The organism is Aliivibrio friggae (genome assembly GCF_057368515.1).
In genome coordinates, this window is record NZ_CM170648.1 from 2645417 (window position 1) to 2671317 (window position 25901).

Annotated in this window: 23 protein-coding genes and 13 tRNA genes; 9 read left to right on the top strand and 27 right to left on the bottom strand. The window is 40.9% G+C overall.

Features of this window, described 5'->3' with window-relative positions; genetic code table 11:
- Positions 1 to 125: 125 nt before the first annotated feature.
- From AC2INI_RS12195 to tsaE, 10 genes are all read right to left on the bottom strand, one after another.
- On the bottom strand, positions 126 to 1442 hold the full coding sequence (locus AC2INI_RS12195; protein WP_486304935.1) for an adenylosuccinate synthase: 1317 nt from the start codon (positions 1440 to 1442) through the stop codon (positions 126 to 128).
- Between the two features lie 178 nt (positions 1443 to 1620).
- Complete coding sequence (locus AC2INI_RS12200) at positions 1621 to 1806, bottom strand: DUF2065 domain-containing protein (RefSeq protein ID WP_060992657.1); 186 nt, start codon at positions 1804 to 1806, stop codon at positions 1621 to 1623.
- A gap of 88 nt (positions 1807 to 1894) precedes the next feature.
- Complete coding sequence (gene hflC, locus AC2INI_RS12205; RefSeq protein ID WP_486304936.1) at positions 1895 to 2779, bottom strand: protease modulator HflC; 885 nt, start codon at positions 2777 to 2779, stop codon at positions 1895 to 1897.
- 2 nt (positions 2780 to 2781) lie between these two features.
- Entirely contained in the window at positions 2782 to 3999 is a 1218-nt protein-coding gene (hflK, locus tag AC2INI_RS12210; protein WP_486304937.1) for an FtsH protease activity modulator HflK, read from the bottom strand.
- Positions 4000 to 4017: 18 nt separating this feature from the next.
- On the bottom strand, positions 4018 to 5337 hold the full coding sequence (hflX, locus tag AC2INI_RS12215; protein ID WP_486304938.1) for a ribosome rescue GTPase HflX: 1320 nt from the start codon (positions 5335 to 5337) through the stop codon (positions 4018 to 4020).
- Between the two features lie 44 nt (positions 5338 to 5381).
- Positions 5382 to 5648, bottom strand: coding sequence for an RNA chaperone Hfq (gene hfq, locus AC2INI_RS12220; RefSeq protein WP_017022675.1), 267 nt, complete (start codon positions 5646 to 5648; stop codon positions 5382 to 5384).
- Between the two features lie 103 nt (positions 5649 to 5751).
- Positions 5752 to 6684, bottom strand: a complete 933-nt coding sequence (gene miaA / locus AC2INI_RS12225; RefSeq protein ID WP_122033772.1) for a tRNA (adenosine(37)-N6)-dimethylallyltransferase MiaA — start codon at positions 6682 to 6684, stop codon at positions 5752 to 5754.
- Positions 6677 to 8614 carry a DNA mismatch repair endonuclease MutL gene (gene mutL / locus AC2INI_RS12230; protein ID WP_122033773.1) on the bottom strand — a complete coding sequence of 646 codons (1938 nt, stop codon included), beginning with the start codon at positions 8612 to 8614 and terminating at the stop codon, positions 6677 to 6679. Before mutL ends, miaA begins: the two co-directional genes overlap by 8 nt.
- A gap of 11 nt (positions 8615 to 8625) precedes the next feature.
- The gene (locus tag AC2INI_RS12235) at positions 8626 to 10368 is read right to left on the bottom strand and encodes a LysM peptidoglycan-binding domain-containing protein (protein WP_486305729.1); all 1743 of its coding nucleotides are present in this window, start codon (positions 10366 to 10368) and stop codon (positions 8626 to 8628) included.
- Positions 10362 to 10826 (bottom strand): tRNA (adenosine(37)-N6)-threonylcarbamoyltransferase complex ATPase subunit type 1 TsaE, encoded by a 465-nt coding sequence (tsaE, locus tag AC2INI_RS12240; protein WP_122033774.1) that lies wholly within the window; start codon positions 10824 to 10826, stop codon positions 10362 to 10364. Before tsaE ends, AC2INI_RS12235 begins: the two co-directional genes overlap by 7 nt.
- A gap of 206 nt (positions 10827 to 11032) precedes the next feature.
- On the opposite strand from tsaE, the gene queG reads away from it, so the two are divergent.
- Positions 11033 to 12145, top strand: coding sequence for a tRNA epoxyqueuosine(34) reductase QueG (gene queG / locus AC2INI_RS12245; RefSeq protein ID WP_486305730.1), 1113 nt, complete (start codon positions 11033 to 11035; stop codon positions 12143 to 12145).
- Positions 12146 to 12712: 567 nt separating this feature from the next.
- Here queG and AC2INI_RS12250 read toward each other — a convergent pair.
- From AC2INI_RS12250 to orn, 14 genes are all read right to left on the bottom strand, one after another.
- Positions 12713 to 12788: transfer RNA gene (locus AC2INI_RS12250), tRNA-Gly, on the bottom strand.
- A 34-nt stretch (positions 12789 to 12822) separates the two neighbouring features.
- Positions 12823 to 12899 (bottom strand) — tRNA-Met (locus AC2INI_RS12255).
- Positions 12900 to 12980: 81 nt separating this feature from the next.
- Positions 12981 to 13056: transfer RNA gene (locus tag AC2INI_RS12260), tRNA-Gly, on the bottom strand.
- Positions 13057 to 13090: 34 nt separating this feature from the next.
- Positions 13091 to 13167, bottom strand: a tRNA-Met gene (locus AC2INI_RS12265).
- A gap of 81 nt (positions 13168 to 13248) precedes the next feature.
- Positions 13249 to 13324 (bottom strand) — tRNA-Gly (locus AC2INI_RS12270).
- A gap of 34 nt (positions 13325 to 13358) precedes the next feature.
- Positions 13359 to 13435: transfer RNA gene (locus AC2INI_RS12275), tRNA-Met, on the bottom strand.
- Positions 13436 to 13516: 81 nt separating this feature from the next.
- A tRNA-Gly gene (locus AC2INI_RS12280) sits at positions 13517 to 13592 on the bottom strand.
- A gap of 34 nt (positions 13593 to 13626) precedes the next feature.
- Positions 13627 to 13703: transfer RNA gene (locus AC2INI_RS12285), tRNA-Met, on the bottom strand.
- Between the two features lie 81 nt (positions 13704 to 13784).
- Positions 13785 to 13860 (bottom strand) — tRNA-Gly (locus tag AC2INI_RS12290).
- 33 nt (positions 13861 to 13893) lie between these two features.
- Positions 13894 to 13970 (bottom strand) — tRNA-Met (locus AC2INI_RS12295).
- An 81-nt stretch (positions 13971 to 14051) separates the two neighbouring features.
- Positions 14052 to 14127: transfer RNA gene (locus AC2INI_RS12300), tRNA-Gly, on the bottom strand.
- Positions 14128 to 14161: 34 nt separating this feature from the next.
- Positions 14162 to 14238 (bottom strand) — tRNA-Met (locus AC2INI_RS12305).
- A gap of 77 nt (positions 14239 to 14315) precedes the next feature.
- A tRNA-Gly gene (locus AC2INI_RS12310) sits at positions 14316 to 14391 on the bottom strand.
- Between the two features lie 143 nt (positions 14392 to 14534).
- Positions 14535 to 15080, bottom strand: a complete 546-nt coding sequence (orn, locus tag AC2INI_RS12315; RefSeq protein WP_274442367.1) for an oligoribonuclease — start codon at positions 15078 to 15080, stop codon at positions 14535 to 14537.
- A 98-nt stretch (positions 15081 to 15178) separates the two neighbouring features.
- Between orn and rsgA the strand changes: the two genes are divergently transcribed.
- The 3 genes from rsgA (at position 15179) to AC2INI_RS12330 (ending at position 18178) form a co-directional block, all read left to right on the top strand.
- Positions 15179 to 16234 carry a small ribosomal subunit biogenesis GTPase RsgA gene (rsgA, locus tag AC2INI_RS12320; protein WP_486304939.1) on the top strand — a complete coding sequence of 352 codons (1056 nt, stop codon included), beginning with the start codon at positions 15179 to 15181 and terminating at the stop codon, positions 16232 to 16234.
- A 58-nt stretch (positions 16235 to 16292) separates the two neighbouring features.
- Positions 16293 to 17156 (top strand): archaetidylserine decarboxylase, encoded by an 864-nt coding sequence (gene asd, locus AC2INI_RS12325; RefSeq protein WP_122033778.1) that lies wholly within the window; start codon positions 16293 to 16295, stop codon positions 17154 to 17156.
- 134 nt (positions 17157 to 17290) lie between these two features.
- Positions 17291 to 18178, top strand: coding sequence for a DMT family transporter (locus tag AC2INI_RS12330; RefSeq protein WP_486304940.1), 888 nt, complete (start codon positions 17291 to 17293; stop codon positions 18176 to 18178).
- 16 nt (positions 18179 to 18194) lie between these two features.
- Here the strand turns inward: AC2INI_RS12330 and epmA are convergent, their stop codons facing one another.
- Positions 18195 to 19169, bottom strand: coding sequence for an elongation factor P--(R)-beta-lysine ligase (epmA, locus tag AC2INI_RS12335; RefSeq protein ID WP_486304941.1), 975 nt, complete (start codon positions 19167 to 19169; stop codon positions 18195 to 18197).
- A gap of 407 nt (positions 19170 to 19576) precedes the next feature.
- On the opposite strand from epmA, the gene frdA reads away from it, so the two are divergent.
- The 4 genes from frdA to frdD are packed head-to-tail and all read left to right on the top strand — an operon-like array spanning position 19577 to position 22891.
- A complete protein-coding gene (frdA, locus tag AC2INI_RS12340) occupies positions 19577 to 21388 on the top strand; it encodes a fumarate reductase (quinol) flavoprotein subunit (RefSeq protein ID WP_486304942.1) in 1812 nt (603 codons plus the stop codon).
- Complete coding sequence (locus AC2INI_RS12345) at positions 21388 to 22131, top strand: succinate dehydrogenase/fumarate reductase iron-sulfur subunit (protein WP_130043849.1); 744 nt, start codon at positions 21388 to 21390, stop codon at positions 22129 to 22131. Before frdA ends, AC2INI_RS12345 begins: the two co-directional genes overlap by 1 nt.
- Before the next feature lie 2 nt (positions 22132 to 22133).
- Positions 22134 to 22517, top strand: a complete 384-nt coding sequence (frdC, locus tag AC2INI_RS12350; RefSeq protein WP_045101069.1) for a fumarate reductase subunit FrdC — start codon at positions 22134 to 22136, stop codon at positions 22515 to 22517.
- 11 nt (positions 22518 to 22528) lie between these two features.
- Entirely contained in the window at positions 22529 to 22891 is a 363-nt protein-coding gene (frdD, locus tag AC2INI_RS12355) for a fumarate reductase subunit FrdD (RefSeq protein ID WP_162922502.1), read from the top strand.
- Between the two features lie 166 nt (positions 22892 to 23057).
- On the opposite strand, the gene efp is transcribed toward frdD, so the two are convergent.
- Positions 23058 to 23624, bottom strand: coding sequence for an elongation factor P (gene efp / locus AC2INI_RS12360; RefSeq protein WP_122033784.1), 567 nt, complete (start codon positions 23622 to 23624; stop codon positions 23058 to 23060).
- Positions 23625 to 23656: 32 nt separating this feature from the next.
- Here efp and epmB point away from each other — a divergent pair, with 32 nt between their 5' ends.
- On the top strand, positions 23657 to 24679 hold the full coding sequence (gene epmB / locus AC2INI_RS12365; RefSeq protein WP_486304943.1) for an EF-P beta-lysylation protein EpmB: 1023 nt from the start codon (positions 23657 to 23659) through the stop codon (positions 24677 to 24679).
- A gap of 106 nt (positions 24680 to 24785) precedes the next feature.
- On the opposite strand, the gene pfkA is transcribed toward epmB, so the two are convergent.
- Positions 24786 to 25748: a 6-phosphofructokinase gene (gene pfkA, locus AC2INI_RS12370; RefSeq protein ID WP_486304944.1), complete on the bottom strand. Its 963-nt coding sequence runs from the start codon at positions 25746 to 25748 to the stop codon at positions 24786 to 24788.
- Positions 25749 to 25901: the final 153 nt, after the last annotated feature.

Here is a 25901-nt window from a genome sequence, read left to right on the forward strand (position 1 = left end):
CTTTATAAGTTGTTGATTAAATGAAATTTAGAAGCTTAATGGGGAAGAGGTAAGGGCTAGGGACTAAAACAACAGATATAAAAAAACCAGCTACATGAGCTGGTTTTTCTTCATTCTCTAAGCGATTACGCTTGGAATGGGTGTGCTTTGATGATTGTCTCGTTACGGTCAGGACCAGTAGAGATAATATCAATAGGCACGCCTGTTAACTCTTCGATGCGCTTAACATAATTTAGAGCAGCTTGTGGAAGCTCTTCAATTGTTTTCGCACCAAATGTGTTTTCAGACCAACCAGGCATAGTTTCGTATACTGGTGTTGCTTCTTCAAATGCTTCAGCAGCCATTGGAGAAACTTCTAGTACAGAACCGTTATTCATCTTGTAACCAGTACAGATTTTAAGTTCTTCTAGGCCATCTAATACGTCTAGCTTAGTTAGACACATACCAGATAGTGAGTTGATTTGAATTGCACGACGCATAGCAACGGCATCGAACCAACCAGTACGGCGTAAACGGCCTGTTGTTGCGCCAAATTCATGACCAACATCGCCTAAGTGCTTACCAACTGGGTCTTGTTTTTCTAGACCGTCATATAGCTCTGTAGGGAACGGACCTGAACCAACACGAGTACAGTATGCTTTGGTAATACCTAGGATATAACCTAAGTGACGAGGACCAAAACCAGAACCAGCAGCAACACCGCCAGCAGTCGTGTTAGAAGACGTTACATAAGGGTAAGTACCGTGGTCGATGTCTAGAAGTGTACCTTGAGCACCTTCAAACATAATCTTGTCGCCACGCTTACGTGCAGCATCAAGAGTATCAGTAACATCAATAACCATTGAAGTAAGTAGATCAGCATAGCTCATTGCTTGCTCAAGAACTTCTTCATAGCTTACAGCGTCTACTTTGTAGTAGTTAACTAATGCGAAGTTATGGTATTCCATTACTTCTTTTAGTTTCTCTGCAAAAGCAACTTTATCAAACAGATCGCCAACACGTAGGCCACGACGAGATACTTTATCTTCGTACGCAGGACCGATACCACGACCAGTTGTACCAATTGCTTTGTTACCACGTGCGATTTCACGCGCTTGGTCTAGCGCTACGTGATAAGGAAGAATTAGAGGACAAGCTTCAGAAATGAATAGGCGTTCACGAACTGGAATACCGCGCGCTTCAAGTGGCGCCATTTCTTTTAGTAAAGCATCAGGTGAAAGTACTACGCCATTACCAATAATGCATTCAACATTATTACGTAAGATACCTGATGGAATTAAGTGTAGAACGGTTTTTTCACCGTCGATAACTAGAGTATGGCCTGCATTGTGACCGCCTTGATAGCGAACCACATACTTTGCATCTTCAGTTAAAAGGTCTACTATTTTACCTTTACCTTCGTCACCCCATTGGGTGCCCAGAACGACTACGTTATTTCCCATCTTTCCAAAGTCTGCTTGTTAGTTAAAAATGGATTCTAGCATTGATAGACAAATGTTTCATTTATTTTTAAGCGAAATCTCACTTTCACAATAAAGCGCTGTCAATATAAACAAATTTATCATTTATTTTCTCAATAAAATCAAAAACAAGTTTATGACTTTACATTTATCGTAAAATTCAAAGCATCACACTACAGATAACAACACCAGCCACCACTAAACAACCGCCAATGCGTCGTAAAGTATTATCTGGTTGCTCACTCAACTGAGCCACCATATTACGCCATCCATTGGGAGCAATTAAAGGACCTAATCCTTCAACGATGAGTACACCACCAATCGCTAACCATATTGCATTACTCATCACTTATCCTTTCAATATCTATCGAGCAGAAACAAAACAAGGCCCCGAAGGACCTTGTTAATTAAGATAAATCATAATCTACAGGTGATTATTTTCCACCTTTTGGATCATTCATGTATTTGAAGAAGTCAGTCTTAGGATCAAGTACTAAGATATCACTCTTACTGTTAAACGATCTCTCATAGGCTTTTAATGAACGAATAAAGCTAAAGAACTCAGGCTCTTTATTAAACGTATCAGCATACAGTTTTGCGACTTTCGCATCGGCATCACCACGAGTAATCTGTGCTGTTTTATCTGCTTCTGCAATAATAGTTGCTACTTCAAGTTCTGATTGAGCACGAATAACTTCGGCTTTTTCACGACCTTGAGAACGTAGTTTACGAGCAACCGCTTCACGCTCTGCACGCATACGACGGTAAATCGATTCAGAGATTTCTTCTGGTAGGTTGATTTTCTTGATTCGTAAATCAATCACTTCAATACCTAAATCACCCGTACCTTCTTGAGAATCAAGAAGTACAGTTGCCATTACTTGTTCACGCTTCTCAGAAACGATCTCTTTCACGGTTTTATTACCAATCTCAGCACGTAGGCCATCAGATACACGACGTTGTAATAGTGACTCTGCTGTTAAAATATTACCACCGCCAGTCGCTAGATAGAATTGACCAAAATCTTTGATCTTCCATTTCACGTATGAATCGATAATAACGTCTTTTTTCTCAGAGGTTACGAAACGGTCTGATTGATCATCCATTGTTTGAATACGAGCATCTAACGTATTAACACGATCGAACATTGGCATTTTAAAATGCAAACCAGGTTCATAGATACGTGTAATATTATTATCATCTTTAATCAAACGACCAAATCGAGTAACAATACCGCGCTCGCCTTCTGGGATCACAAACAGTGACATTAAGAAAATAGCGATAACAACGATAAGCGTTGGGATCATTAACTTACGCATGATTAATATCTCCCTTCACGAGTTGAGTTACGACCAGTTGTATTAGTCTGTGAATCTGGCTGACCATTCTTCTCTAACTCAAAATCATAATTCTTAGACGATGATGTTGATGTTTTAGGAGATGACTTCACTGAGCCTTGCTGATTACCTGTAATTTTATCTAGTGGAAGATATAACAAGTTACCATTTGATTCAGAGTCAATCAGAACCTTACTTGTATTACCGTATACTCGTTCCATTGTATCTAGGTACAAACGAGTACGAGTAACTTCAGGTGCTCTATTGTATTCAGGCAATAGTTTTTCAAACTGTGCAATCTGACCAATCGCTTCGTTGACTGTACGCTCTGTATAACCTTGAGCCTCTTTCTTCAAACGCTCAGCACGACCTGTTGCTTTTGGAAGAATATCATTGCTGTAGGCCTCAGCTTCACGAATGAAACGCTCTTCATCTTCTCGAGCTGCAATCGCATCATCAAATGATGCTTTTACTTGCTCTGGCGGACGAGCTAGCTGGAAGTTGACATCAACAACAATTAAACCCATGTCGTATTTATCAATAATACGATTAAGTGTTTCTTGTGTACGTTGACGAATAACTTGACGACCACTGGTCAAAATATCATCCATCTTCGCATCACCAATAACGGCACGTAGTGCAGAGTCAGTTGCTTGGCGTAAGCTGTCATCTGCATTAGTTACTGTGAATAGGTATTTTCTTGCATCAGCAACACGGTACTGAACACCCATTTCAACAGTTACAACGTTCTCATCTTTCGTTAGCATTAAGCCTTTTGAGTTTAATGAGCGAATTGATTGAATGTTTACTGGCGTCACTTGGTCAATAAATGTTGGTTTCCAGTTTAGACCTGGATCAACCATACGATCATATTTACCTAAGCGTAAAACGACACCGCGCTCACTCTCACCAATAGTGTAGAAGCCTGAGAATACCCAAATACCAATAGCAACAACTGCAATAAGACCTAAGCCAATTGCGCCGCCATTGCCAAATGAAGGTAAACCGCTACCACCTTTATTGTTTCCGCCTTTATTGCCACCACCGAACTTACCGCTCAGTTTTTGGCTTAGTTTATTAAAAACTTCATCAAGATCTGGTGGACCTTGATCACGACCGCCACGATTTTTATTACCCCAAGGGTCTTTATTATCGCCGCCGCCATTATTATTGTTGTTATTTCCAGGCTCATTCCACGCCATTAGAAAACTCCAAAGTAATTATGAAGACAAAGAATTCTGTGAACTCTCATTAGTAATAATAAAATTACTTAATGGAGTCTCTTCACGTTTTTCTAACTTAGACCAATCAACTTGCTGCATACGTACATCAATCAACAAGCTGCCATCATCCTGATATTTTTCTTTTACAATGCTTTGCATTTGAAAGAACTTACTTCGAAGACGCCCAACCGACTCTGGAGGTAGCTGCAATGTATGCATTACCATCTGCCCAGCTAATCGTTCCGTTAATGCTTGAAAAAGTAATTCAATGCCTTGGCCTTCCATTGCTGAAACCCAAACACATCGAGGAACTCCCTCCTCATCACGTTCGATTCGTGGCTGTTGATCTTCTAAGCTATCAATTTTATTCATTACGAGAAGATAAGGCACCTCATGGGCATCAATCTCTTCAAGAACAATATCTACTGCTTCAATATTCTCACGAAAACGCTCATCACTGGCATCAACAACATGTAACAAGATATTTGCTTCTTGCGTTTCTTGTAATGTCGCCTTAAAAGCAGCAACAAGATCATGTGGTAAATGACGAATGAACCCTACCGTATCTGCAAGTATTGAAGTACCAACATCAGCGACATCAATCTTACGCAATGTAGGATCGAGTGTTGCAAATAATTGGTCAGCGGCGTAAACCCCAGCTTCGGTAATTCGATTAAATAACGTAGATTTCCCTGCGTTGGTGTATCCGACTAACGAAATGGTTGGAATTTCAGCTCGGAGCCTTGCTCGGCGACCTTGCTCTCGCTGCTTTGCAACTTTACCTAATCGACGTAGAATTGCTTTGATACGATCTCGCAATAATCGTCTATCGGTTTCTAATTGAGTTTCACCGGGACCACGTAAACCAATCCCGCCTTTTTGACGTTCAAGGTGTGTCCATCCGCGGATCAACCGAGTAGATATATGACGTAATTGTGCTAATTCAACCTGCAACTTACCTTCATAGGTTCGCGCACGTTGAGCAAATATATCCAGTATTAGGCCTGTACGGTCTATTACTCGACATTGACATATTTGTTCTAAATTTCGTTCTTGAGCAGGGGACAGTGCATGATTAAAAATCACGATATCCGCATTATTAGCTCGAACAGCATCGGCAATTTCTAGTGCCTTACCCTCACCTACATAATATTTAGGGAGTGGAGATTGACGGGTTCCCGTCACAACACTTAGTGTGTTTACCCCCGCAGAAGATACCAACATCTTACATTCGTCGAGATCTTCTAACTCCCCTTCATAAGTGAAGTTAATATGCACAAGAATAGCCTGTTCACCGGATTCATAACGGTCAAACAAGCATTAACTCCTTAATAGACCCTCTATTCAATAATAGAATAGGACTATTCTTCCGTTGTTTCTTGTGGACGCTCGCCTTGTGGGCGATCACTTGCAGTGTGATGGCTTACAGCACGAGCTGGAACTACAGTAGAGATCGCATGCTTATATACCATCTGGTTTACTGTGTTCTTCAATAGGATAACAAATTGATCAAATGATTCGATTTGTCCCTGTAATTTAATCCCATTCACTAAATAGATAGACACTGGAATCCTTTCACGACGCAGCGCATTCAAAAATGGGTCTTGCAAAGATTGCCCTTTAGCCATTTTTTTTTCCTTTTTGGTTTGTAATTGTAATTTTATTTAGCTATTAGTCTTTAGCTTATGACTAAATGCTCTGAAGTTAAACAACATTGATACGTTTTTGTGCTTATTTTTTCTCTAAACGATCAGAGATCATATGTAGGGCACCATCAATGTCATCACTATCCAGCCAAGTTAGTTCTTTCCAGCTACGTAGCCAGGTGATTTGTCGCTTGGCTAATTGACGAGTAGCGCACACGCCGCGGAAAATCGCGTCATCTAATGTACCCTCCCCATCAAAATAGTCCCACATTTGTCGATAACCTACGCAACGAATAGAAGGAAGGTCAGCATGAAGATCATCGCGCTCATACAAGGTACGAGCCTCTGCTTCAAAACCGGCGTCCATCATCATCTTGAAACGCAGTTCAATTCGACGGTGAATTTCCGCTCTCTCTTTCGGTGCTATCGCAAATTGATGCACTTCATAAGGTAGAGGATCACCTTTAATCTGGGTTAATTCTGTTAAAGTTTTACCCGAAATTCGAAATACTTCCAACGCTCGGGAAAGTCGTTGTGGATCATTTGGATGAATTCTCTCTGCCGATACAGGATCAATTGTTTTTAATTGATCATGCATTGCTTCCCATCCAAATTGCACCGCTTCTTGCTCAATTTGAGCTCTAATATCAGCATCCGCTGCTGGTAATGGTGAAAGACCTTCAAGTAGCGCTTTGTAGTACAACATGGTACCACCAACCAATAAAGGTATCTTTCCTTGAGCAACAATGTCATCCATTTCTTTCAGGGCATCACGACGAAAGTCAGCCACTGAATAGCTCTCTTTTGGGTCAAGAATATCAATAAGACGATGAGGAGCCTGTAAAAGTTCCTCTTCATTTGGTTTTGCCGTACCAATATCCATTCCCTTATAGATAAGGGCTGAGTCTACGCTTATCAACTCTACAGGAAAACGTTTTCGCAATTCAATTGCTAAGTTTGTCTTTCCTGATGCTGTTGGTCCCATCAAAAAGATGGCTTGAGGTAATGCTTTATTCATGACTAAATGCTTGTACCGCTTGAGTAATATCGATATTTTTTAACAGTTTTTTATTAAACTTGGGTAGTTCACTTCCCCATAACTGTTCTAATTCCATCACTAGCTGTATCGCCTGAGCGGTACTGTAACTGGCTTCTTCATGCTGAATTTGATGAGAAAGCCAAATTATCACCTGTTCAAGTGATGGGTTAATGCTATCTAGATACCTTAACAGATTCGGGATCAATTGTTGTAAATTCTGCTGTCTAATCGGCTGACAAACCGCCATAACGATTATATTTGTCTTGTTTTTTACTTTAAGATCAATACCAAGAGGTTTCAAGAATAAAGCATAATCCAATACTTTATTACAAATTTCTTCTTCTATACCAATCGAGATAGGTATTAATAACGGTTGAGCCTTCAAAGGTTCAAAATGAACACTGTTTAACTGGCCATAACTTTTTACAAATTCAGCATATCGCAAGTCCAATAATTGCAATTGCCCATCTTGCTGTAGCAAGGCAAAGACCTTCTCAACAATCGTTAATACTTTACCAAGAGGGGCCGCTTCATTTGAAGTAGCCGAAACCATAGGTACACACTTCTCAACAATCTCTGGCACAACTTGATTTAAGCGAGCTTCTTTTACCTGATTATATAACGAAGCTTTGCTTTCATTAGCAGGGCTTAATAATGCCTTATACGTGTTCAGCTCTTTTTGAGAAGGCTTATTAGAAACCCAAGAATCTGAGGGGGCTTTATTTGGATAACTTGGTGTCGAATCTACCGCCTTTCTTAATTGTTCCGTCTTATCAATACTCTCTTGATACGGTTGACGAACGTACTCTTTCATTGGCGGAAAATACGTTTCTTTGTTGTTAGGTATAACGATTTCAGATTCGACTTCATGGTCATGAGTCAATTCACTCATTGGCATATTCGACAAGCTTGCACTTTGCTGTAATGCACCATAAATCGCTTGATAGATAAAATCATGCACTAAGCGAGCTTGATGAAAACGCACTTCATGTTTTGCAGGATGAACATTCACATCGACATCATGAGGACTAATCTCAATAAATAGAATATATGCCGCATATTGATTGGCTAGTAGAGACGATTCATAACCTTGTCGAATAGCATGATTGATTAACTTATCTTTCATCATACGGCCATTCACATAACAGTATTGGATATCACCTTGTGCTCGCGCCCCTTCTGGTGCAGAAATCCAACCATGAAATTTAAGTTCACCATGCTCCAGTTCAACTTCTAATGCATGCTGTAGAAAATTAGAACCACATACCGCAGCAAGGCGCTTTTCAACTTGAACTTTCGTTTGAGCCGCTCGATATTGACGAATTTGTTTGCCGTTATGACGCAGATTGATCGTAATATCCAATCGACTCAAGGCTATTCGCTTTAATAGCTCATCAATATGAGTGAATTCCGTTTTTTCTGTTCGGAGGAATTTTCGACGAGCTGGAGTATTAAAGAAAAGATCAACCACATCGATAGTCGTACCAATTGGGTGAGCTGCTGGTTTTAACTTTACCGTCATATCTCGACCTTCAGCATACGCTGACCATGCTTCTTCTTGAGCAACGGTTCGAGAGGTTAACGTTAGGCGAGAAACTGAGCTGATCGAAGCAAGCGCTTCACCACGAAAACCAAGACTAACAATGGCTTCTAGATCATCAAGAGTGGTTATTTTTGAGGTCGCATGTCGACTTAAAGCGAGGGTTAATTCATCTTTTGCGATACCAAACCCGTTATCACGGATACGAATTAACTTACTGCCGCCTTTTTCAATCTCAATATCGATGCGAGTTGCCCCCGCATCGATACTGTTTTCTACAAGCTCTTTTACAACAGAAGCAGGGCGCTCAACAACCTCACCCGCCGCAATTTGGTTGGCTAATCGAGCTGGTAAGATTTGAATTGGCATAACCCGGTCCTTTAACTGGTTGGTATAACGAGTACCTGTCCGATTGCCAATTCATCTGAACGTAATTTATTGGCCTTTCTAAGACTGGATACAGACACTCCATATTTAGTCGCAATTTTACCTAAGAACTCACCACGTTTCACCGTATGTTTCTTAACTGGCGCAACAATACTCACTTTCAATTTTTGACCGACAAATAAGGTATCTGACTTCAATCTATTTAATGAGCGAATGCTACTGGTTGATACTTTATATCTAGATGCAATTTTTCCTAAGTATTCACCAGAGCGTACTTTATGAGTAATAATCGTGCGTGCTTGCGCTGAACTTGATGTTGTCGCTTTTGATGTCGTCGTTTTCGGAGCAACATACACAGGTTTATTACTTGGAATTATCAGCACTTGCCCTACCGCTAAACCAGTACTCTTAAGCTTATTGGCACTTTTTAGCTTAGTCGTCGTGGTACCGTACTTTTTAGCGATAACTGACAGTGATTCACCAGAGCGTACTTTGTGTTTCTGCTCCTGTCCTTTTGCTGCCAGCAAAGTACCTTGCGGAGGGTTATCTTTAAAGTAACGAGTAATAGCCCTTGAGATCGCTCGAGCAATCTTATCCTGATGAGCACGCTGGAACAGTTGCTTCTCTTCAGTAGGGTTCGACATAAAACCCGTTTCAATTAAGATTGATGGAATATCTGGTGATTTCAAGACAGCCAAACTCGCATGTGCAGGTTTAGATTTATGCAGTTTAATCACTTTACCCATTTCAGAAAGTACATTAACCGCTAATTTATAGCCTTCTTCCGTTGAGTTTTGAAACTGCATATCTAAAATAGTTTGGCTTACGTTTCTGTCTTTATTATTTTTAGATAGCACATCTCCTGCGCCTCCTAAAAGCTCTGATTGCTTCTCATGTTTCTCTACCCAGCGACCAATTTCGGTATTTGCACGACGTGTATTTAACACAAAAACAGAACCACCTCGTGGCTTTGGAGAGCTAAAACTATCGGCATGGATCGACACTAAAAAGTGAGCTCTATTTTTTCTCGCTAATTCAGTTCGTTGGTTTAAATTAACAAAGTAATCACCGCTACGAGTAAGTATTGCTCTCATGCCCGGTTGAGCATTAATTTGCGCGACCACTTTCTTTGATATAGCGAGAGTTGCATGCTTCTCATATTTTCTTGTCGGTCCAATAGAACCAGGATCTTCCCCACCATGTCCAGCATCAATGGCAATAATAATCTCACCACTTCCAATAATTTGATTGGCTTGGGAATTAATAATTGGTTTTGAAGAAGCGGTAGGTTTACTTTGAACTGGTTTTGAATTTCCTTTAGATTTATGAGGTAAATCCATTACTAAACGGTGTCCATACTGGCCACCAGGAGTTGGTGCTAATTTAAAAATCTCTGCTGTAACGGAATGTTTTAATTCAAAAACAAGTCGAGTCGTCCCTTTTGATGGCGCAGAGCTCTTTCTTATTTTTGATAACACCTTACTATCACTAACGGTAAGTGGTAGTTTTGCTTTTACATTGGTATTTTTAAGATCAACCACTAAACGATAAGGGCTACTAAGCGTAAAATAGCTATAGTTAGCTTCTGAGTTTAGATCTATAACTATGCGAGTTTCATCTGGCGATGGCCAAACTCGAATTCCCTCTAGGGTATTAGCAGACACAAAAAAGCTACTTGTTGATAAAACAACAAATAGCGCATACCAAATAACTCTAAAATATTTACCGATTAACACAAATCCAACCGCTGTACTAAACCACATCCATACTCATTATTACCCGTGATCACAACATGACGAGCTTCACCATCATAGCGAATATCAATATCAATATCAGGACTTGGTAATAACCCTTCCCCTCTTTCTGGCCACTCAACTAAACAAATTGCATCATCAGTAAAGTAATCACGGATCCCCATAAACTCGAGTTCTTCAGGATCAGCCAAACGATACAGGTCAAAATGATACACTTGCCATTTATCCAATTCATAAGGTTCAACTAAGGTATATGTTGGGCTTTTTACATTACCAACATGACCTAATGAACGAATAAAGCCTCGGCTAAAGGTTGTTTTACCAGCGCCAAGATCACCATGTAAATAGATGGTGGTTTGTTGAGTACAAGCTTGAGAGAGCTGTCTACCAAATTCAACCGTGTCGTCTTCAGTAGCTAAATTAAATTCAAAGCGTTCCATTATTCACTAATTTCACTATTTTAATTGTCTAAATTGATGGACTTGGTATCAGATTCACAATTTATTTGCTGAATATTTACACACAAGTTCGCATAGATTGCGTTGATTCAATGTCTTTTGAGTTCATTGAAGTACGTCTTATCAATCCTATATGATAAACTTTTACTCATAATACTGTAATAAAAAAATGTACTCTCTCTGTGAATATCGATTATCAAGCACTCGCAAATAACATCAAACTATGGGCACAAGAACTCGGCTTTCAAAAAGTTGGGATCTGTGACGTTGATTTATCTCAGCACGAAGCCGCTTTAGAGCAATGGCTTGATGCCGGCTATCATGGGTCTATGGACTGGATGGCTCGTCATGGCGTCATGAGAGCAAGACCCGATGAACTTCATCCTGGCACCATTAGAGTCATCAGTGCCCGTATGGATTATTTACCTCCTCAAGCGGGTTTTGCAAGCAATTTAAGCGATCCTACACAAGCTTATATCAGTCGATATGCGCTCGGTCGTGATTACCACAAACTCATTCGTAACCAACTTAAAAAACTAGGTCAAAAAATCGAGGCTGAAGTTGAGCAACTTGGTTATCGTCCCTTTGTTGATTCTGCACCAATCTTAGAGAGGCCTTTAGCAGAAAAAGCGGGACTTGGTTGGACCGGAAAACATTCGCTTCTACTTGATAAAGACGCAGGGTCTTGGTTTTTCTTAGGCGAGCTCTTAGTTGATATCCCACTGCCGGTTGATTCTCCGGTTGAGAACCAATGTGGTAAGTGCACCGCCTGTGTCACATCATGCCCAACAAATGCGATATTAGAAAATGGAGTGATTGACGCCCGTCGTTGTATTTCTTATTTAACCATAGAAAACAGCGAGGTTATTCCTGAAGAGTTTCGTTCATTGATGGGCAATCGAATTTATGGCTGTGATGACTGCCAACTCGTTTGTCCTTGGAACCGTGAAGCCGATATAACACAACAAAATGATTTTCATCGTAGAGAGTCTCTAGACAACGCTAACTTACTCTCTCTTTTTGCATGGGATGAACCTACCTTTTTAAAAAATATGGAAGGCTCTGCAATCCGTCGTATTGGTCATTACCAATGGCTGCGTAACATCGCAATCGCAATGGGTAATGCGCCACACTCTGAAATGATCATATCAGCATTACATGAGCGCCTTGGGCTTAATGACAATCTCGATATTCACCTTCTTTGGGCAATAGAGCAGCAGCAGTCTCAACAAGTAAATACAAATAGAAAAGAGCAACGTCTCATCCGAATTATCGAAAAAGGCTTACCTAGAGATGCATAAATGGCTCATGAAGCCTTATGCTGCGGTTCATTAAGTCAATAAAGTTGAAGTGTATCGAAAAAAATGTGGAAAAGATTATTAGACAGGGTAAACAATAGGAATAATCGAAAAGTTAAACACAAGACAGGAATATGATTAGGATCAAAGAAGTCAAGCAAAAAGATCTTTTAAATCACTAAGAATAATGCATGCAAAACAATAATTCCTTATTTATCATAAAGATACAGTTACACCAAAATATCTTCGATCATAAAATAGAAATAAGATCTTTATTTAAACTCTTTTTTGGAAGGCAATTTCCAAACAACTAACAGAGTTATCCACAAAAACTAATGTGTGGATAACTCTGTTAGTTATATGGTAATTAACAGATATAACTGTTCCTCTGCGGCTGTATCTAATTAAAGAGACAATAATATATGCAGATAAATAGACGGTTCGATTCTTTAATTTATAGGAATCAGAATATTCTAAAGAGCAGGGATTTTTTCGTGGGGTTAATGCTTCACAGCATTAATTTTAAAGAAAATAAAAGCGCTGAATATAATTCAGCGCTTTTATTTTGTTTGGAGCGACACACGAGGCTCGAACTCGTGACCTCAACCTTGGCAAGGTTGCGCTCTACCAGCTGAGCTAGTGTCGCATGATCAACGCTTATAAAGCATTCAATCTAAATGTGGTTGCGGGAGCAGGATTTGAACCTACGACCTTCGGGTTATGAGCCCGACGAGCTACCAAGCTGCTCCATCCCGCGTCCGGATGCATTGTTTAAGACAATGAGACTATAAACCAAACTCTCTTTTCGAGAAGAACCATTAGGCTCTTAAAGAGAAATTGGAGCGACACACGAGGCTCGAACTCGTGACCTCAACCTTGGCAAGGTTGCGCTCTACCAGCTGAGCTAGTGTCGCATGATCAACGCTTATAAAGCATTCAATCTAAATGTGGTTGCGGGAGCAGGATTTGAACCTACGACCTTCGGGTTATGAGCCCGACGAGCTACCAAGCTGCTCCATCCCGCGTCCGGATGCATTGTTTAAGACAATGAGACTATAAACCAAATTCTCTTTTCGAGAAGAACCATCAGGCTCTTAAAGAGAAATTGGAGCGACACACGAGGCTCGAACTCGTGACCTCAACCTTGGCAAGGTTGCGCTCTACCAGCTGAGCTAGTGTCGCATGATCAACGCTTATAAAGCATTCAATCTAAATGTGGTTGCGGGAGCAGGATTTGAACCTACGACCTTCGGGTTATGAGCCCGACGAGCTACCAAGCTGCTCCATCCCGCGTCCGGATGCATTGTTTAAGACAATGAGACTATAAACCAAACTCTCTTTTCGAGAAGAACCATCAGGCTCTTAAAGAGAAATTGGAGCGACACACGAGGCTCGAACTCGTGACCTCAACCTTGGCAAGGTTGCGCTCTACCAGCTGAGCTAGTGTCGCATGATCAACGCTTATAAAGCATTCAATCTAAATGTGGTTGCGGGAGCAGGATTTGAACCTACGACCTTCGGGTTATGAGCCCGACGAGCTACCAAGCTGCTCCATCCCGCGTCCGGATGCATTGTTTAAGACAATGAGACTATAAACCAAACTCTCTTTTCGAGAAGAACCATCAGGCTCTTAAAGAGAAATTGGAGCGACACACGAGGCTCGAACTCGTGACCTCAACCTTGGCAAGGTTGCGCTCTACCAGCTGAGCTAGTGTCGCATGATCAACGCTATAAAGCATTCAATCTAAATATGGTTGCGGGAGCAGGATTTGAACCTACGACCTTCGGGTTATGAGCCCGACGAGCTACCAAGCTGCTCCATCCCGCGTCCGGATGCATTGTTTAAGACAATGAGACTATAAACCAAATTCTCTTTTCGAGAAGAACCATCAGGCTCTTAAAGAGAAAATGGAGCGACACACGAGGCTCGAACTCGTGACCTCAACCTTGGCAAGGTTGCGCTCTACCAGCTGAGCTAGTGTCGCATGATCAACGCTTATAAAGCATTCAATCTAAATATGGTTGCGGGAGCAGGATTTGAACCTACGACCTTCGGGTTATGAGCCCGACGAGCTACCAAGCTGCTCCATCCCGCGTCCGGATGCATTGTTTAAGACAATGAGACTTTAACCAATTTCAATTTTCGAGAAGTATCTAAATACTAAAAAGAAATTGGAGCGACACACGAGGCTCGAACTCGTGACCTCAACCTTGGCAAGGTTGCGCTCTACCAGCTGAGCTAGTGTCGCATACTGATATTCTGATAAGGAGTAGCTCCTCGTTCAGAGGCTGCGAATTATACGAGTAAAACGTGATGATGCAAGCGGATTTTGAAAAAAAACTAAAAAATCTTTAAAATCCGCCACTTTCGCTCAACAATTCATCAAAAGAACTAGATTGTGAAAATATGTTGACGGTAATACTTCAACTCAGCAATAGATTCTCTAATATCATCCAATGCTAAATGTGTTCCTGTTTTCTCAAAGCCATCAAGAACTTCAGGTTTCCAACGACGAGTGAGCTCTTTAATCGTACTTACATCAACGTAGCGATAATGAAAATACTCTTCAAGCTTAGGCATATGCTTATATAGGAAGCGGCGATCTTGACCAATACTGTTACCGCAAATTGGGGAAATACCTTTTGGTACCCACTTTTCAAGAAAAGCGATAGTCTCTTCGATCGCAGCAGCTTCATTGTATTCACTTGCTTGTACACGAGCGACTAATCCACTATTAGTGTGTGTGTTTGTACACCAATCATCCATCTTAGCTAACTCATCTTCTGGCTGATGAATAGCAATAACCGGCCCTTCTGCTAAAATATTTAGCTGAGCATCAGTTACAATGGATGCGATTTCGATGATTTTATGAGTTTCAGGATCCAATCCTGTCATCTCCAAATCAACCCAAATCAGGTTTTGATCATTAATTGCCATAGAGAGCTGCCTATTTTGTAACTAAAAAGGGTATGATACTCGGGCCGATTTATCTTTCAACATAAAACTGAAAGCCAACCTACAAGTGAAATCATTTCGTGGCAAAAAAGACAAAGTTAACTAAAGGCCAAGTTCGCCGAGTACGTTCTAATCAAAATAAACGTATAGAAAAGATAAAGACCACCATTGAGTGGGATGAATCCTCATTAGAAGCAGCCAAAGAAGGGCTAGTAATTACTCGCTTTGGCCAACATGCGGATATCGAAGATCCAGAAAGCAAAGAAATACATCGTTGTAACTTACGTCGAGGTATTGAAAGCTTAGTGTCTGGTGATCGTGTTATTTGGCGTCCGGGTACAGAAGTACTTGCAGGTATATCTGGTGTAGTGGAAGCCGTTCAACCACGTACATCTATGTTAACTCGACCTGATTATTACGATGGCATTAAACCGGTTGCAGCCAACGTTGACCAAATGGTCATTGTCTCTTCTATCCTTCCTGAGTTGTCATTAAATATTATTGACCGCTACCTTATTGCTTCAGAGACACTAAAAATAAAACCACTTATCGTTTTAAATAAAGTGGATTTACTTTCTGAAAAAGAGTTCTCTGATGTAAAGCAGCTGCTTAGCTTGTATGAAGACATCGGCTATAAAGTTCGATACGTCAGTAAAGAGTCGGGCTACGGTGTAGAAGAGCTTGAAGCAGAGCTAAGAGACCATATCAATATTTTTGTTGGTCAATCAGGTGTGGGTAAATCAAGTTTAGTGAATGCGTTAATGCCTGAATTAGAAATAATGGAAGGTCTTGTTTCTGAAAACTCCGGACTTGGGCAGCACACAACAACCGCTGCACGTTTATACCATTTCCCTCGTGGCGGCGATCTTATTGATTCCCCTGGCGTTCGAGAGTTTGGCTTATGGCACTTAGAAAAAGATGAAGTAACGGCTTCTTTTGTTGAATTTAAAGACTTCTTAGGCGGTTGCAAATTTAGAGACTGTACGCATAAAGATGACCCAGGCTGTATTCTTCAAGAAGCGGTATCAAACGGAAAAATAGCTAAACTTCGCTTTGAAAGTTACCACCGAATTATTGAAAGTATGTCTGAGAATAAGGCTAATCGCCAATTTTCTCGTAGTAAAAAAGCGGATTAATAAACCATGTTAATATGTGGTAATATCTATCTTAAGTGATAACTAGTAGGCAAATAACGTGTCAGATAATTTAAAAATTGGGTTACAGTATTTAACCCCAAAACATGCACTTACTCGTTTGGCTGGCAAATTAGCATCAGCAAAAATGGGTTGGTTAACAACAGCGGTAATTAAGTGGTTCATCAAACAATATAAAGTTGATATGAACGAAGCTAAAAACCCAAATCCAGAAGCATATTCTACGTTCAACAACTTTTTTGTTCGCGAATTAGAAGATGGCGCTCGCCCAATTGATGACGATGTGAATGTTATTTCTCATCCAGCTGATGCATGCGTAAGCCAATTTGGCCCGATTACTGATGGTCAATTAGTTCAAGCTAAAGGTCATGTATATTCAGCTCAAGAGCTGCTTGGTGGCGATGAAGATCTAGCTGAAGAATTTATGGGTGGCGAATTCGCAACTCTATATTTATCACCACGCGACTACCACCGTGTACACATGCCTTGCGATGCTACATTACGTAAGATGGTTTACGTTCCTGGTGATCTTTTCTCTGTTAATCCATTAACAGCAGAAAATGTACCAAACCTATTTGCACGTAACGAACGTGTGGTCTGTATTTTTGATACTGAATTTGGCCCAATGGCTCAAGTTCTTGTTGGTGCAACTATCGTTGGTAGTATTGAAACAACATGGGCTGATACAGTAACGCCACCGACAGGACCAGCTGTTAAGACATGGCACTACCCATTAACCGGTGATGATGTCATTCGCTTTAAGAAAGGCGAAGAAATGGGTCGCTTTAAATTGGGCTCAACGGTTATTAATTTATTTGCACCAAACTCAGTGAAGTTTGATGCATCAATGGAAAACGGAGCTCCAACTCGTATGGGTACTCCATTTGCGCATATCGTAAAATAATTAAATCCATTAATAAATCATAAAATAGCGAACCTTGTGTTCGCTATTTTTTTATCTATTTTATTCTTTAGTTGAACAATAGCCCAGTTCAGATAATCTGGAGGGATGGGCAATTACAATCAACGGAATGATTAATGGGATATGAATGGTTAGCACTTGGCGCTGCTTGTTTATGGGCACTATCAAGTATGATATCTGTCGCTCCTGCTCGCCACCTTGGTGCATTCGCTTATAGCCGCTGGCGCATGGGCTGCGTAACAATAATGCTCTCCACGCTCGCTTGGTTTACAGGCGGCTGGCTCTCTATTGATCCTTCTCACCTTTATCCAATGATGCTTTCAGGTTTGATAGGCATTTTCATTGGCGATACCGCCTTATTTGCCTGCTTTAATCGCATGGGACCTAGACAAGCTGGGTTACTCTTCTCATGCCACGCTCTATTTTCGGCTATCCTTGGTTACTGGCTATTTAATGAAACCTTACAAGGTTGGGAGCTAGCTGGTGCTATTTCTGTTTTCTCAGGCGTCTCTATTGCCATTTTCTTTGGTAAAAAAACAGATAATCAAGGGACATGGGAAGAAGTCAGAGGCAATATTTGGATAGCCATATTTTTAGGGCTACTTGCTGCTTTTTGCCAAGCTCTTGGAGGGGTAATAGCAAAACCAGTGATGTTAACCAGTGCTGATCCTATTGCTGCATCAGCGATTCGAATGGCCTCAGCATTTGGTGCTCATAGTTTACTAAGAATGACTAATTTCCCTCTGGCACGCCCAATTACTCCGATTAACTTACGTATTCTTGGTATTGTGGCACTAAACGGATTTCTTGCGATGACCGTCGGCATGACCTTAATCTTATATGCTCTACAAAAAGGCAATGTAGGTATGGTTGCCCTACTCTCTTCAACGACTCCCATCATGATCTTGCCTTTACTGTGGCTATATACAAAAAAAGCACCTAACCGTTTTGCTTGGTTAGGTGCTTTTTTAGCGGTCATTGGTACCGGATTAATCGTCAGCTAATGAACGATCCAAATAACTAGGCTCTATCAAAAGGAAAAGCCATCACTTGATCGATGTGCTTTTCTCCCATTGCCAACATAATAAGACGATCAATCCCTAGAGCAACGCCTGCGCAATCAGGAAACCCTGCTTCTAGTGCCGCAATCAAATGATAATCAATCGGCTGTTCAATTAAGCCCATTGATTTACGTTTCGCATTGTCATCTTTAAAGCGAGTAAGCTGTTCTTTGGCATTATCTAGCTCATGAAAACCATTCGCTAGTTCAATCCCTTTAAAGTACACCTCAAAACGTTCAGCCACTCGTGGATCCGTCGGATTAATCTTAGCAAGAGCCGCTTGAGACGCCGGAAAATCATAAACAAAAGCAGGAACGTCTAAACCAATTTTCTCTTCTACACCCATACTGAATAATAACTGCAGTAATGTATCTCTATCTTCTTCAATGTCTGCAATATCTGATAGTCCCAACGGAGCTGCAACTGCTCTTAATTCATCCATAGAAGCCTCTAATGGGCAAACTCCAAGCACCTTAATAAAGGCGTCTTGATATGTCATGCGTTCAGAATCATTGCACTTTAGCACTAACATCAGCAGTTCATTCATTTCATCCATCAGTTGATGATGATCGAACATTGGTTGGTACCATTCCAGCATCGTAAATTCAGGGTTATGAAAACGCCCCGCTTCTTCATTACGAAATGCCTTATTAATTTGATAAATCGCACCACTTCCTGCCGCCAATAATCGCTTCATATGAAACTCAGGGCTGGTCATAAAATATAAGTGAGCGCCATCAGCATAACCAGGCCCAACAAAATCCGTTTGGAAAGTATGAAGATGCACGTCCGTCACAGTGGCATGGCTCATTGCAGGGGTATCCACTTCCATCACTTTTCGCTCAGAAAAGAACAAACGAATCGAAGCAAGAATATCAGCGCGTTGGTGTAATTGTTCAATTGATGCACTAGGCATCCAAGATTGGCTAGTCATAATTTTATACATTAGAAAAACTTATCCAAAATGATACCTGATAACCCATTTTAAGGTTACCTATTTTTTAACTTTATAAATACCCTTACCCATCAAGGGGATACGAAGCCGATAAGAATCATTATCACTTATAAAGCAACAACTTACCTACAACCACTGGCGAATATTAACAGCTTTAACTAGTTGACGGAGATCACATTATTCATAACAAACCACCCCATTAGTGGTACTTGCACGACAAAACTTTATCCATATCAATTTTTATTACAAAAGCTCACATAGAATAGGCATCAGAATTTTTAAGTTTTATTTGCTCTTTATTTGTCACACGAGCAGGCTAGATTCTCATAATTAATCACATTTAGGTGGTTAATTTAATTTTTTATCTTTTATCCCGGAGAATAACTGTGAAAACGATAACCACAGATATTGCAGTGATCGGCGCGGGCGGTGCAGGTCTACGTACTGCCATTGCAGCAGCAGAAGCTAACCCAGAGCTAGAAATTGCTCTAATCTCAAAAGTTTACCCAATGCGTTCGCACACTGTTGCCGCAGAAGGTGGGTCAGCAGCCGTGACCAAGGAAGAAGATACACTAGACAATCACTTCAACGATACTGTTGGTGGTGGTGATTGGCTGTGTGAACAGGATGTTGTTGAATACTTTGTAAAAAATGCATACCGCGAGATGACTCAACTAGAACAGTGGGGTTGTCCTTGGAGCCGTAAAGAAAATGGCGAAGTAAACGTTCGTCGTTTTGGTGGTATGAAAGTTGAACGTACGTGGTTTGCAGCCGATAAAACGGGCTTCCACATGCTTCACACCCTATTCCAAACTTCAATGAAGTACCCTCAAATCAATCGTTTCGACGAGTACTTTGTTGTTGATATTTTAGTTGAAGATGGCCAAGTTCAAGGTCTGATTGCTATTCATATGGCTGAAGGCGAACTTATCTGTATTAAAGCAAAATCTGTTGTTCTTGCAACGGGTGGCGCAGGTCGTGTTTACCACTGTAATACCAATGGCGGTATCGTTACTGGTGATGGTATGGCAATGGCATTCCGTCACGGTGTGCCTCTACGTGATATGGAATTCGTACAATATCACCCAACAGGTTTACCAGGTACTGGCATCTTGATGACTGAAGGTTGTCGTGGTGAAGGCGGTATCATGGTTAATAAAAATGGTTACCGTTACCTACAAGATTACGGTATGGGCCCAGAAACGCCTATCGGTGAGCCAAAGAACAAATATATGGAACTGGGTCCTCGTGACAAAGTTTCTCAAGCATTCTGGCATGAACTGCAAAAAGGCAACACTATCAAGCACCCTCTTGGTGATGTAGTGCATTTGGATCTTCGTCATCTAGGTGAAGAGTACCTAAATGAGCGCCTACCGTTTATCTGTGAACTTTCAAAAGCTTACGTTAACGTTGACCCAGCAAAAGAGCCAATTCCAATTCGTCCAACGGTTCACTACACCATGGGTGGTATTGAAACGGATAAGAACAACGAAACAAACATCAAAGGCCTATTTGCTGTTGGTGAATGTTCTTCTGTTGGTCTTCACGGTGCAAACCGTTTAGGTTCAAACTCGCTTGCTGAATTAGTCGTATTTGGTCGTCTTGCTGGTGAAAAAGCGGCTGAGCGTGCTGCTGAATTTACGGCTTGGAACGATGACGCAATCAAAGCTCAAATTGAAGAAGTTCAAGGTCGCATTGATGCACTATTAGCTCAAGAAGGCGATGAAAACTGGGCTGATATCCGTACTGAAATGGGTCACTCAATGGAAGCAGGTTGTGGTATCTACCGTAAAGAGCACGAAATGCAAGATACGGTTGATAAACTGGCTGAGCTGAAAAAACGTTACAAAAACATCAGCATCAAAGACAAAGGCAAAGTATTCAACACTGACCTATTGTACGCAATCGAAGTTGGTTACGGCCTTGAAGTTGCAGAAACAATGGCTCACTCTGCGATTCTACGTAAAGAGTCTCGCGGTGCACACCAACGTCTAGATGAAGGTTGTACTGAACGTGATGATGTGAACTTCCTAAAACACTCATTAGCGTATTACAACAAAGATGCAGCGCCGACGATTAAATACAGCGATGTAACTATCACTAAATCTCAACCAAAAGCTCGCCTATACGGTGAAGCAGCAGAAAAAGCAGCAGCGGCAGAAGCTGAAGCAGCTAAGATCCCAGAGGAGCAAGCATAATGACAGCTGGTAAGAGAGTTCAAAAAGTAAGCATTATGCGTTACGATCCAATGGTAGATGAGAAACCTTATCTACAAGCATTCGACGTGCCTTGTGATGATACAACTTCTGTTCTGGATGCAATTGGTTACATCAAAGATAACCTAGACAAAAACCTATCTTACCGTTGGTCTTGTCGTATGGCGATCTGTGGCTCTTGCGGCATGATGGTAAACAACGTACCTAAGCTTGCTTGTAAAGCGTTCTTACGTGATTACCCGAATGGCTTAACACTAGAACCATTAGCAAACTTCCCTATCGAGAAAGACTTAATTGTTGATATGACGCCGTTCATCGAACGTCTAGAAGCAATCAAGCCTTATATTCTAGGTAACGACCGTACTCCAGATCAAGGTCCTAACACTCAGACTCCTGAGCAAATGGCAAAATACAAGCAGTTCGCTGGTTGTATCAACTGTGGTCTATGTTATGCAGCGTGTCCTCAATTCGGTCTAAACCCTGAATTCATCGGTCCTGCAGCACTGACTCTTGCACACCGTTACAACCTTGATAGCCGTGATAACGGTTCTGCTGAACGTATGAAGCTTATCAATGGCGACAATGGCGCATGGGGCTGTACGTTTGTAGGTTACTGTTCTGAAGTATGTCCAAAACACGTTGACCCTGCAGCAGCAGTTAACCAAGGTAAGATCGCATCGTCTCAAGACTTTGTTATCGCAATGCTTAAACCACAGGAGGCATAAGGATGAGCAACCGTAAACCTTACGTTCGCGAAATGACACGTACTTGGTGGAAAGATCACCCTTTCTACCGCTTCTACATGGTTCGTGAAGCAACAATTTTACCGCTAATTTTCTTTACTATCTGTCTGCTTGTTGGTCTAGGTAGTTTAGTGAAAGGTCCACTAGCTTGGGCTTCTTGGTTAGATTTCATGGCAAACCCAATCGTGGTTGCTCTGAACATTGTTGCTTTAGCGGGTAGCTTATTCCATGCTCAAACTTTCTTTAGCATGATGCCGCAAGTAATGCCTATTCGTATCAGTGGTAAAACACTAGATAAGAAAGTCGTTGTTCTTGCACAATGGGCAGCTGTTGCTGCAATCACATTACTTGTACTGGTTATCGTTTAAGGAGAATAATTGTGGTAAATCTTAATCCAAAGCGTTCTGACGAACCAGTATGGTGGGGCTTATTCGGTGCCGGTGGTACTTGGTTTGCAATGCTAACACCTGTAACTATCTTAGTTCTTGGTATTTTAGTTCCACTAGGTGTGATTGGTCCTGAATCAATGAACTACCTACGTGTTGCTGGCTTTGTTACTAGCATCATTGGTGCATTATTTGTTATCGGTTCTATCTCTATGCCTATGTGGCATGCGATGCACCGTTTACATCACGGTATGCACGACCTGAAATTCCATACAGGTACAGCAGGTAAAATTGCTTGCTACACAACAGCAGCGCTATTTACTGTGCTTTCTGTTGTATTCATCTTTATGATCTAATCTAAAGTTGAAGCAATAAAAAAGGTTGGCTCTGATGCCAACCTTTTTTGTATCTACGATACCCATAATTCCTATTTCTATTCCATTAATTATCTAATAGTGTAGATAATAAAAAAGGCCACCGAAGTGACCTTTTGTATAAAGCTAATCTCAATATAAATCGAAATTACTTAACACGACCTACATATTCGCCTGTACGTGTATCAACTTTAACTACTTCACCGATAGCGATGAATAGTGGAACACGAACAACAGCACCTGTTGCTAGTGTTGCTGGTTTACCACCAGTACCTTGAGTATCACCTTTCAGACCAGGGTCTGTTTCAGTCACTTCAATCTCAACAAAGTTTGGCGGTGTCACTGTAATTGGATTATCATTCCAAAGAGTCACAGTACATGTGTTGTTTTCTACTAGCCATTTAGCCGTATCACCAACCGATTTAGCATCAGCAGCGATTTGCTCAAAGCTTACGCTGTTCATGAAATGGAAGAATTCGCCATCGCTGTACAAGTAGTCAAGTTCTACGTCGACAACATCAGCAAGCTCAAAGCTTTCACCTGATTTAAATGTTTTTTCTAGTGTTTTACCAGAAAGCAATTTGCGAAGTTTTACACGGTTGAATGCTTGGCCTTTACCAGGTTTAACATATTCATTGTCGATAATTGAGCATGGCTCGTTATCAAACATAAATTTCAAACCGCCTTTGAATTCATTGGTACTTACTGACGCCATGATTTCCTCTTAACATCGTTGAGTTATAAATAATGTCACACATAATAACCCGAAATGACGCTCCTGTTGAGCAAAACTGGCTCAAAGAGATCTCAAATGCGATCTCAGATCCTCATCAACTGCTTTCAACTCTAGGGATTGATAGCTCTCCGTGGGAGAAAGGATTAGAAGCGAAAAAGTTATTTGCGTTACGTGTGCCGACAAGTTTTGTCGATCGAATGGAGTTTGGCAACCCTTTTGATCCTTTATTACGTCAAGTATTGCCTTTAGATCAAGAATTCGAAGTACATGACGGATATTCGAACGATCCTCTCGATGAGCAAGACAACGAACAACCTGGATTACTGCATAAATACAAAAACCGTGTTTTGCTAATATTGAAAGGAGGCTGCGCTGTAAATTGCCGTTATTGCTTCCGTCGTCATTTTCCTTATCAAGATAACAAAGGCAGTAAGTCCATCTGGCAAAAATCCATTGATTATATTGCTGAACATCCAGAATTAAATGAAGTGATTCTTTCTGGTGGTGATCCACTAATGGCAAAAGATCATGAGATTGATTGGTTAATTCAACACTTAGAAGCCGTCCCTCATATTAAACGACTGCGTATTCATAGCCGTTTACCTGTGGTGATCCCCAACCGCATAACGGATACTCTATGTCAGCTATTCAAACAAACACGACTGCAAATTATTATGGTCACTCATATTAATCATGCTAATGAAATCAGTGTTGAGCTCGAAAATAAAATGACTCAGCTAAAACAAGCTAACGTCACTCTATTAAATCAAAGTGTCTTACTCAAAGACGTCAACGATACAACAAAAGCGTTAACAGATTTAAGCGAAGCCTTGTTCGATGCAGGCATCCTACCTTATTACCTTCACGTGTTAGATAAAGTGCAAGGGGCGGCTCATTTCTTTGTCTCAGATAAAGAAGCAAAGCGATTAATGGGAGAGTTAATTGAAAACGTTTCAGGTTATCTAGTGCCTACTTTAGCGCGAGAGGTGGGAGGAAGAAAAAGCAAAACCCCACTCGATCTGTATTTAGAGTAAAAAAACATCTCAATTCAACTAAATTAAAAAATACCTCATTTTTCAAACATAAAAAAACCGAAGCCTAAACTTCGGTTTTTCTTTTATAGCATTGGTCTATTCTAAATTAGAATAACTCTTCTGCTACTTTATAAAGTTCTAGTTTCTCTGGACGACGCATGTTTTCGATTGCATCGATGATATCGTGGTGAACAAGCTGTTCATTTTGAATACCAACACAACGACCACCATGACCTTCAACAAGCAGTTTAACGCCGTAGTTACCCATACGAGATGCTAAGATACGGTCAAACGCACCAGGTTGGCCGCCACGTTGAATATGACCAAGAACTGTTGCACGAGTCTCACGACCTGTTTCTGCTTCAATTTCTTTTGCTAATGCGTTCGTATCTGTCATTAACTCAGTAATCGCGATAATTGCGTGTTTCTTACCTTTCGCAATACCATCTTGAATGTTTTGAATTAACGCTTCTTTGTTTAGGCCAGTCTCTGGAGTAATTACGTACTCACAACCACCTGCAATTGCAGCCATTAATGTTAGATCGCCACAGTGACGACCCATAACTTCTACAATAGAAATACGTTGGTGAGAAGAAGACGTATCACGTAAGCGGTCAATTGCATCAATAACAGTGTTTAATGCCGTTAAGTAACCGATCGTGTAATCCGTACCTGCGATATCATTATCGATAGTACCTGAAAGACCGATACATGGGTAACCCATTTCAGTTAGCTTCTTAGCACCCATGTAAGAACCATCACCACCGATAACGATTAACGCATCAATGTCGTGTTTCTTAAGGTTTTCAATCGCTTTTTCACGAACTGCTACTTCTTTAAATTCAGGAAAACGTGCTGAACCTAGGAATGTACCGCCGCGGTTGATCATATCAGATACGCTATGGCGCTCTAATTTCTCGATACGATCTTCAACAAGACCTAAGTAGCCATCATGAATACCAAATACTTCTAGGCCTTCGGTTAATGCTGTACGAACAACACCACGAACTGCCGCATTCATACCTGGCGCATCGCCACCACTTGTTAAAACACCAATCTTCTTGACCATGGTTACCCTCTAATATGGTTGGGAATTTCAATTTCAATTTCTAATACAGCAAGTAAACTCCCTAATCTACTCACCATTAATAATCTGTAATTTTTTTTCTTATGTAAGAGTATTACCAGTTTACTGAAAAAGTTCGTTGATTCACATCAGAAT

What these genes read in the sequence shown, in the direction of transcription:
- AC2INI_RS12195 (WP_486304935.1), bottom strand. Translation starts at nt 1,442, where the DNA reads ATGGGAAATAACGTAGTCGTTCTGGGCACCCAATGGGGTGACGAAGGT.
- miaA (WP_122033772.1), bottom strand. Translation starts at nt 6,684, where the DNA reads ATGAATAAAGCATTACCTCAAGCCATCTTTTTGATGGGACCAACAGCA.
- epmA (WP_486304941.1), bottom strand. Translation starts at nt 19,169, where the DNA reads ATGACTAGCCAATCTTGGATGCCTAGTGCATCAATTGAACAATTACAC.
- tsaE (WP_122033774.1), bottom strand. Translation starts at nt 10,826, where the DNA reads ATGGAACGCTTTGAATTTAATTTAGCTACTGAAGACGACACGGTTGAA.
- hflK (WP_486304937.1), bottom strand. Translation starts at nt 3,999, where the DNA reads ATGGCGTGGAATGAGCCTGGAAATAACAACAATAATAATGGCGGCGGC.
- hflC (WP_486304936.1), bottom strand. Translation starts at nt 2,779, where the DNA reads ATGCGTAAGTTAATGATCCCAACGCTTATCGTTGTTATCGCTATTTTC.
- AC2INI_RS12200 (WP_060992657.1), bottom strand. Translation starts at nt 1,806, where the DNA reads ATGAGTAATGCAATATGGTTAGCGATTGGTGGTGTACTCATCGTTGAA.
- orn (WP_274442367.1), bottom strand. Translation starts at nt 15,080, where the DNA reads ATGGCAATTAATGATCAAAACCTGATTTGGGTTGATTTGGAGATGACA.
- hfq (WP_017022675.1), bottom strand. Translation starts at nt 5,648, where the DNA reads ATGGCTAAAGGGCAATCTTTGCAAGACCCATTTTTGAATGCGCTGCGT.
- AC2INI_RS12345 (WP_130043849.1), top strand. Translation starts at nt 21,388, where the DNA reads ATGACAGCTGGTAAGAGAGTTCAAAAAGTAAGCATTATGCGTTACGAT.
- efp (WP_122033784.1), bottom strand. Translation starts at nt 23,624, where the DNA reads ATGGCGTCAGTAAGTACCAATGAATTCAAAGGCGGTTTGAAATTTATG.
- AC2INI_RS12330 (WP_486304940.1), top strand. Translation starts at nt 17,291, where the DNA reads ATGGGATATGAATGGTTAGCACTTGGCGCTGCTTGTTTATGGGCACTA.
- epmB (WP_486304943.1), top strand. Translation starts at nt 23,657, where the DNA reads ATGTCACACATAATAACCCGAAATGACGCTCCTGTTGAGCAAAACTGG.
- pfkA (WP_486304944.1), bottom strand. Translation starts at nt 25,748, where the DNA reads ATGGTCAAGAAGATTGGTGTTTTAACAAGTGGTGGCGATGCGCCAGGT.
- frdC (WP_045101069.1), top strand. Translation starts at nt 22,134, where the DNA reads ATGAGCAACCGTAAACCTTACGTTCGCGAAATGACACGTACTTGGTGG.
- mutL (WP_122033773.1), bottom strand. Translation starts at nt 8,614, where the DNA reads ATGCCAATTCAAATCTTACCAGCTCGATTAGCCAACCAAATTGCGGCG.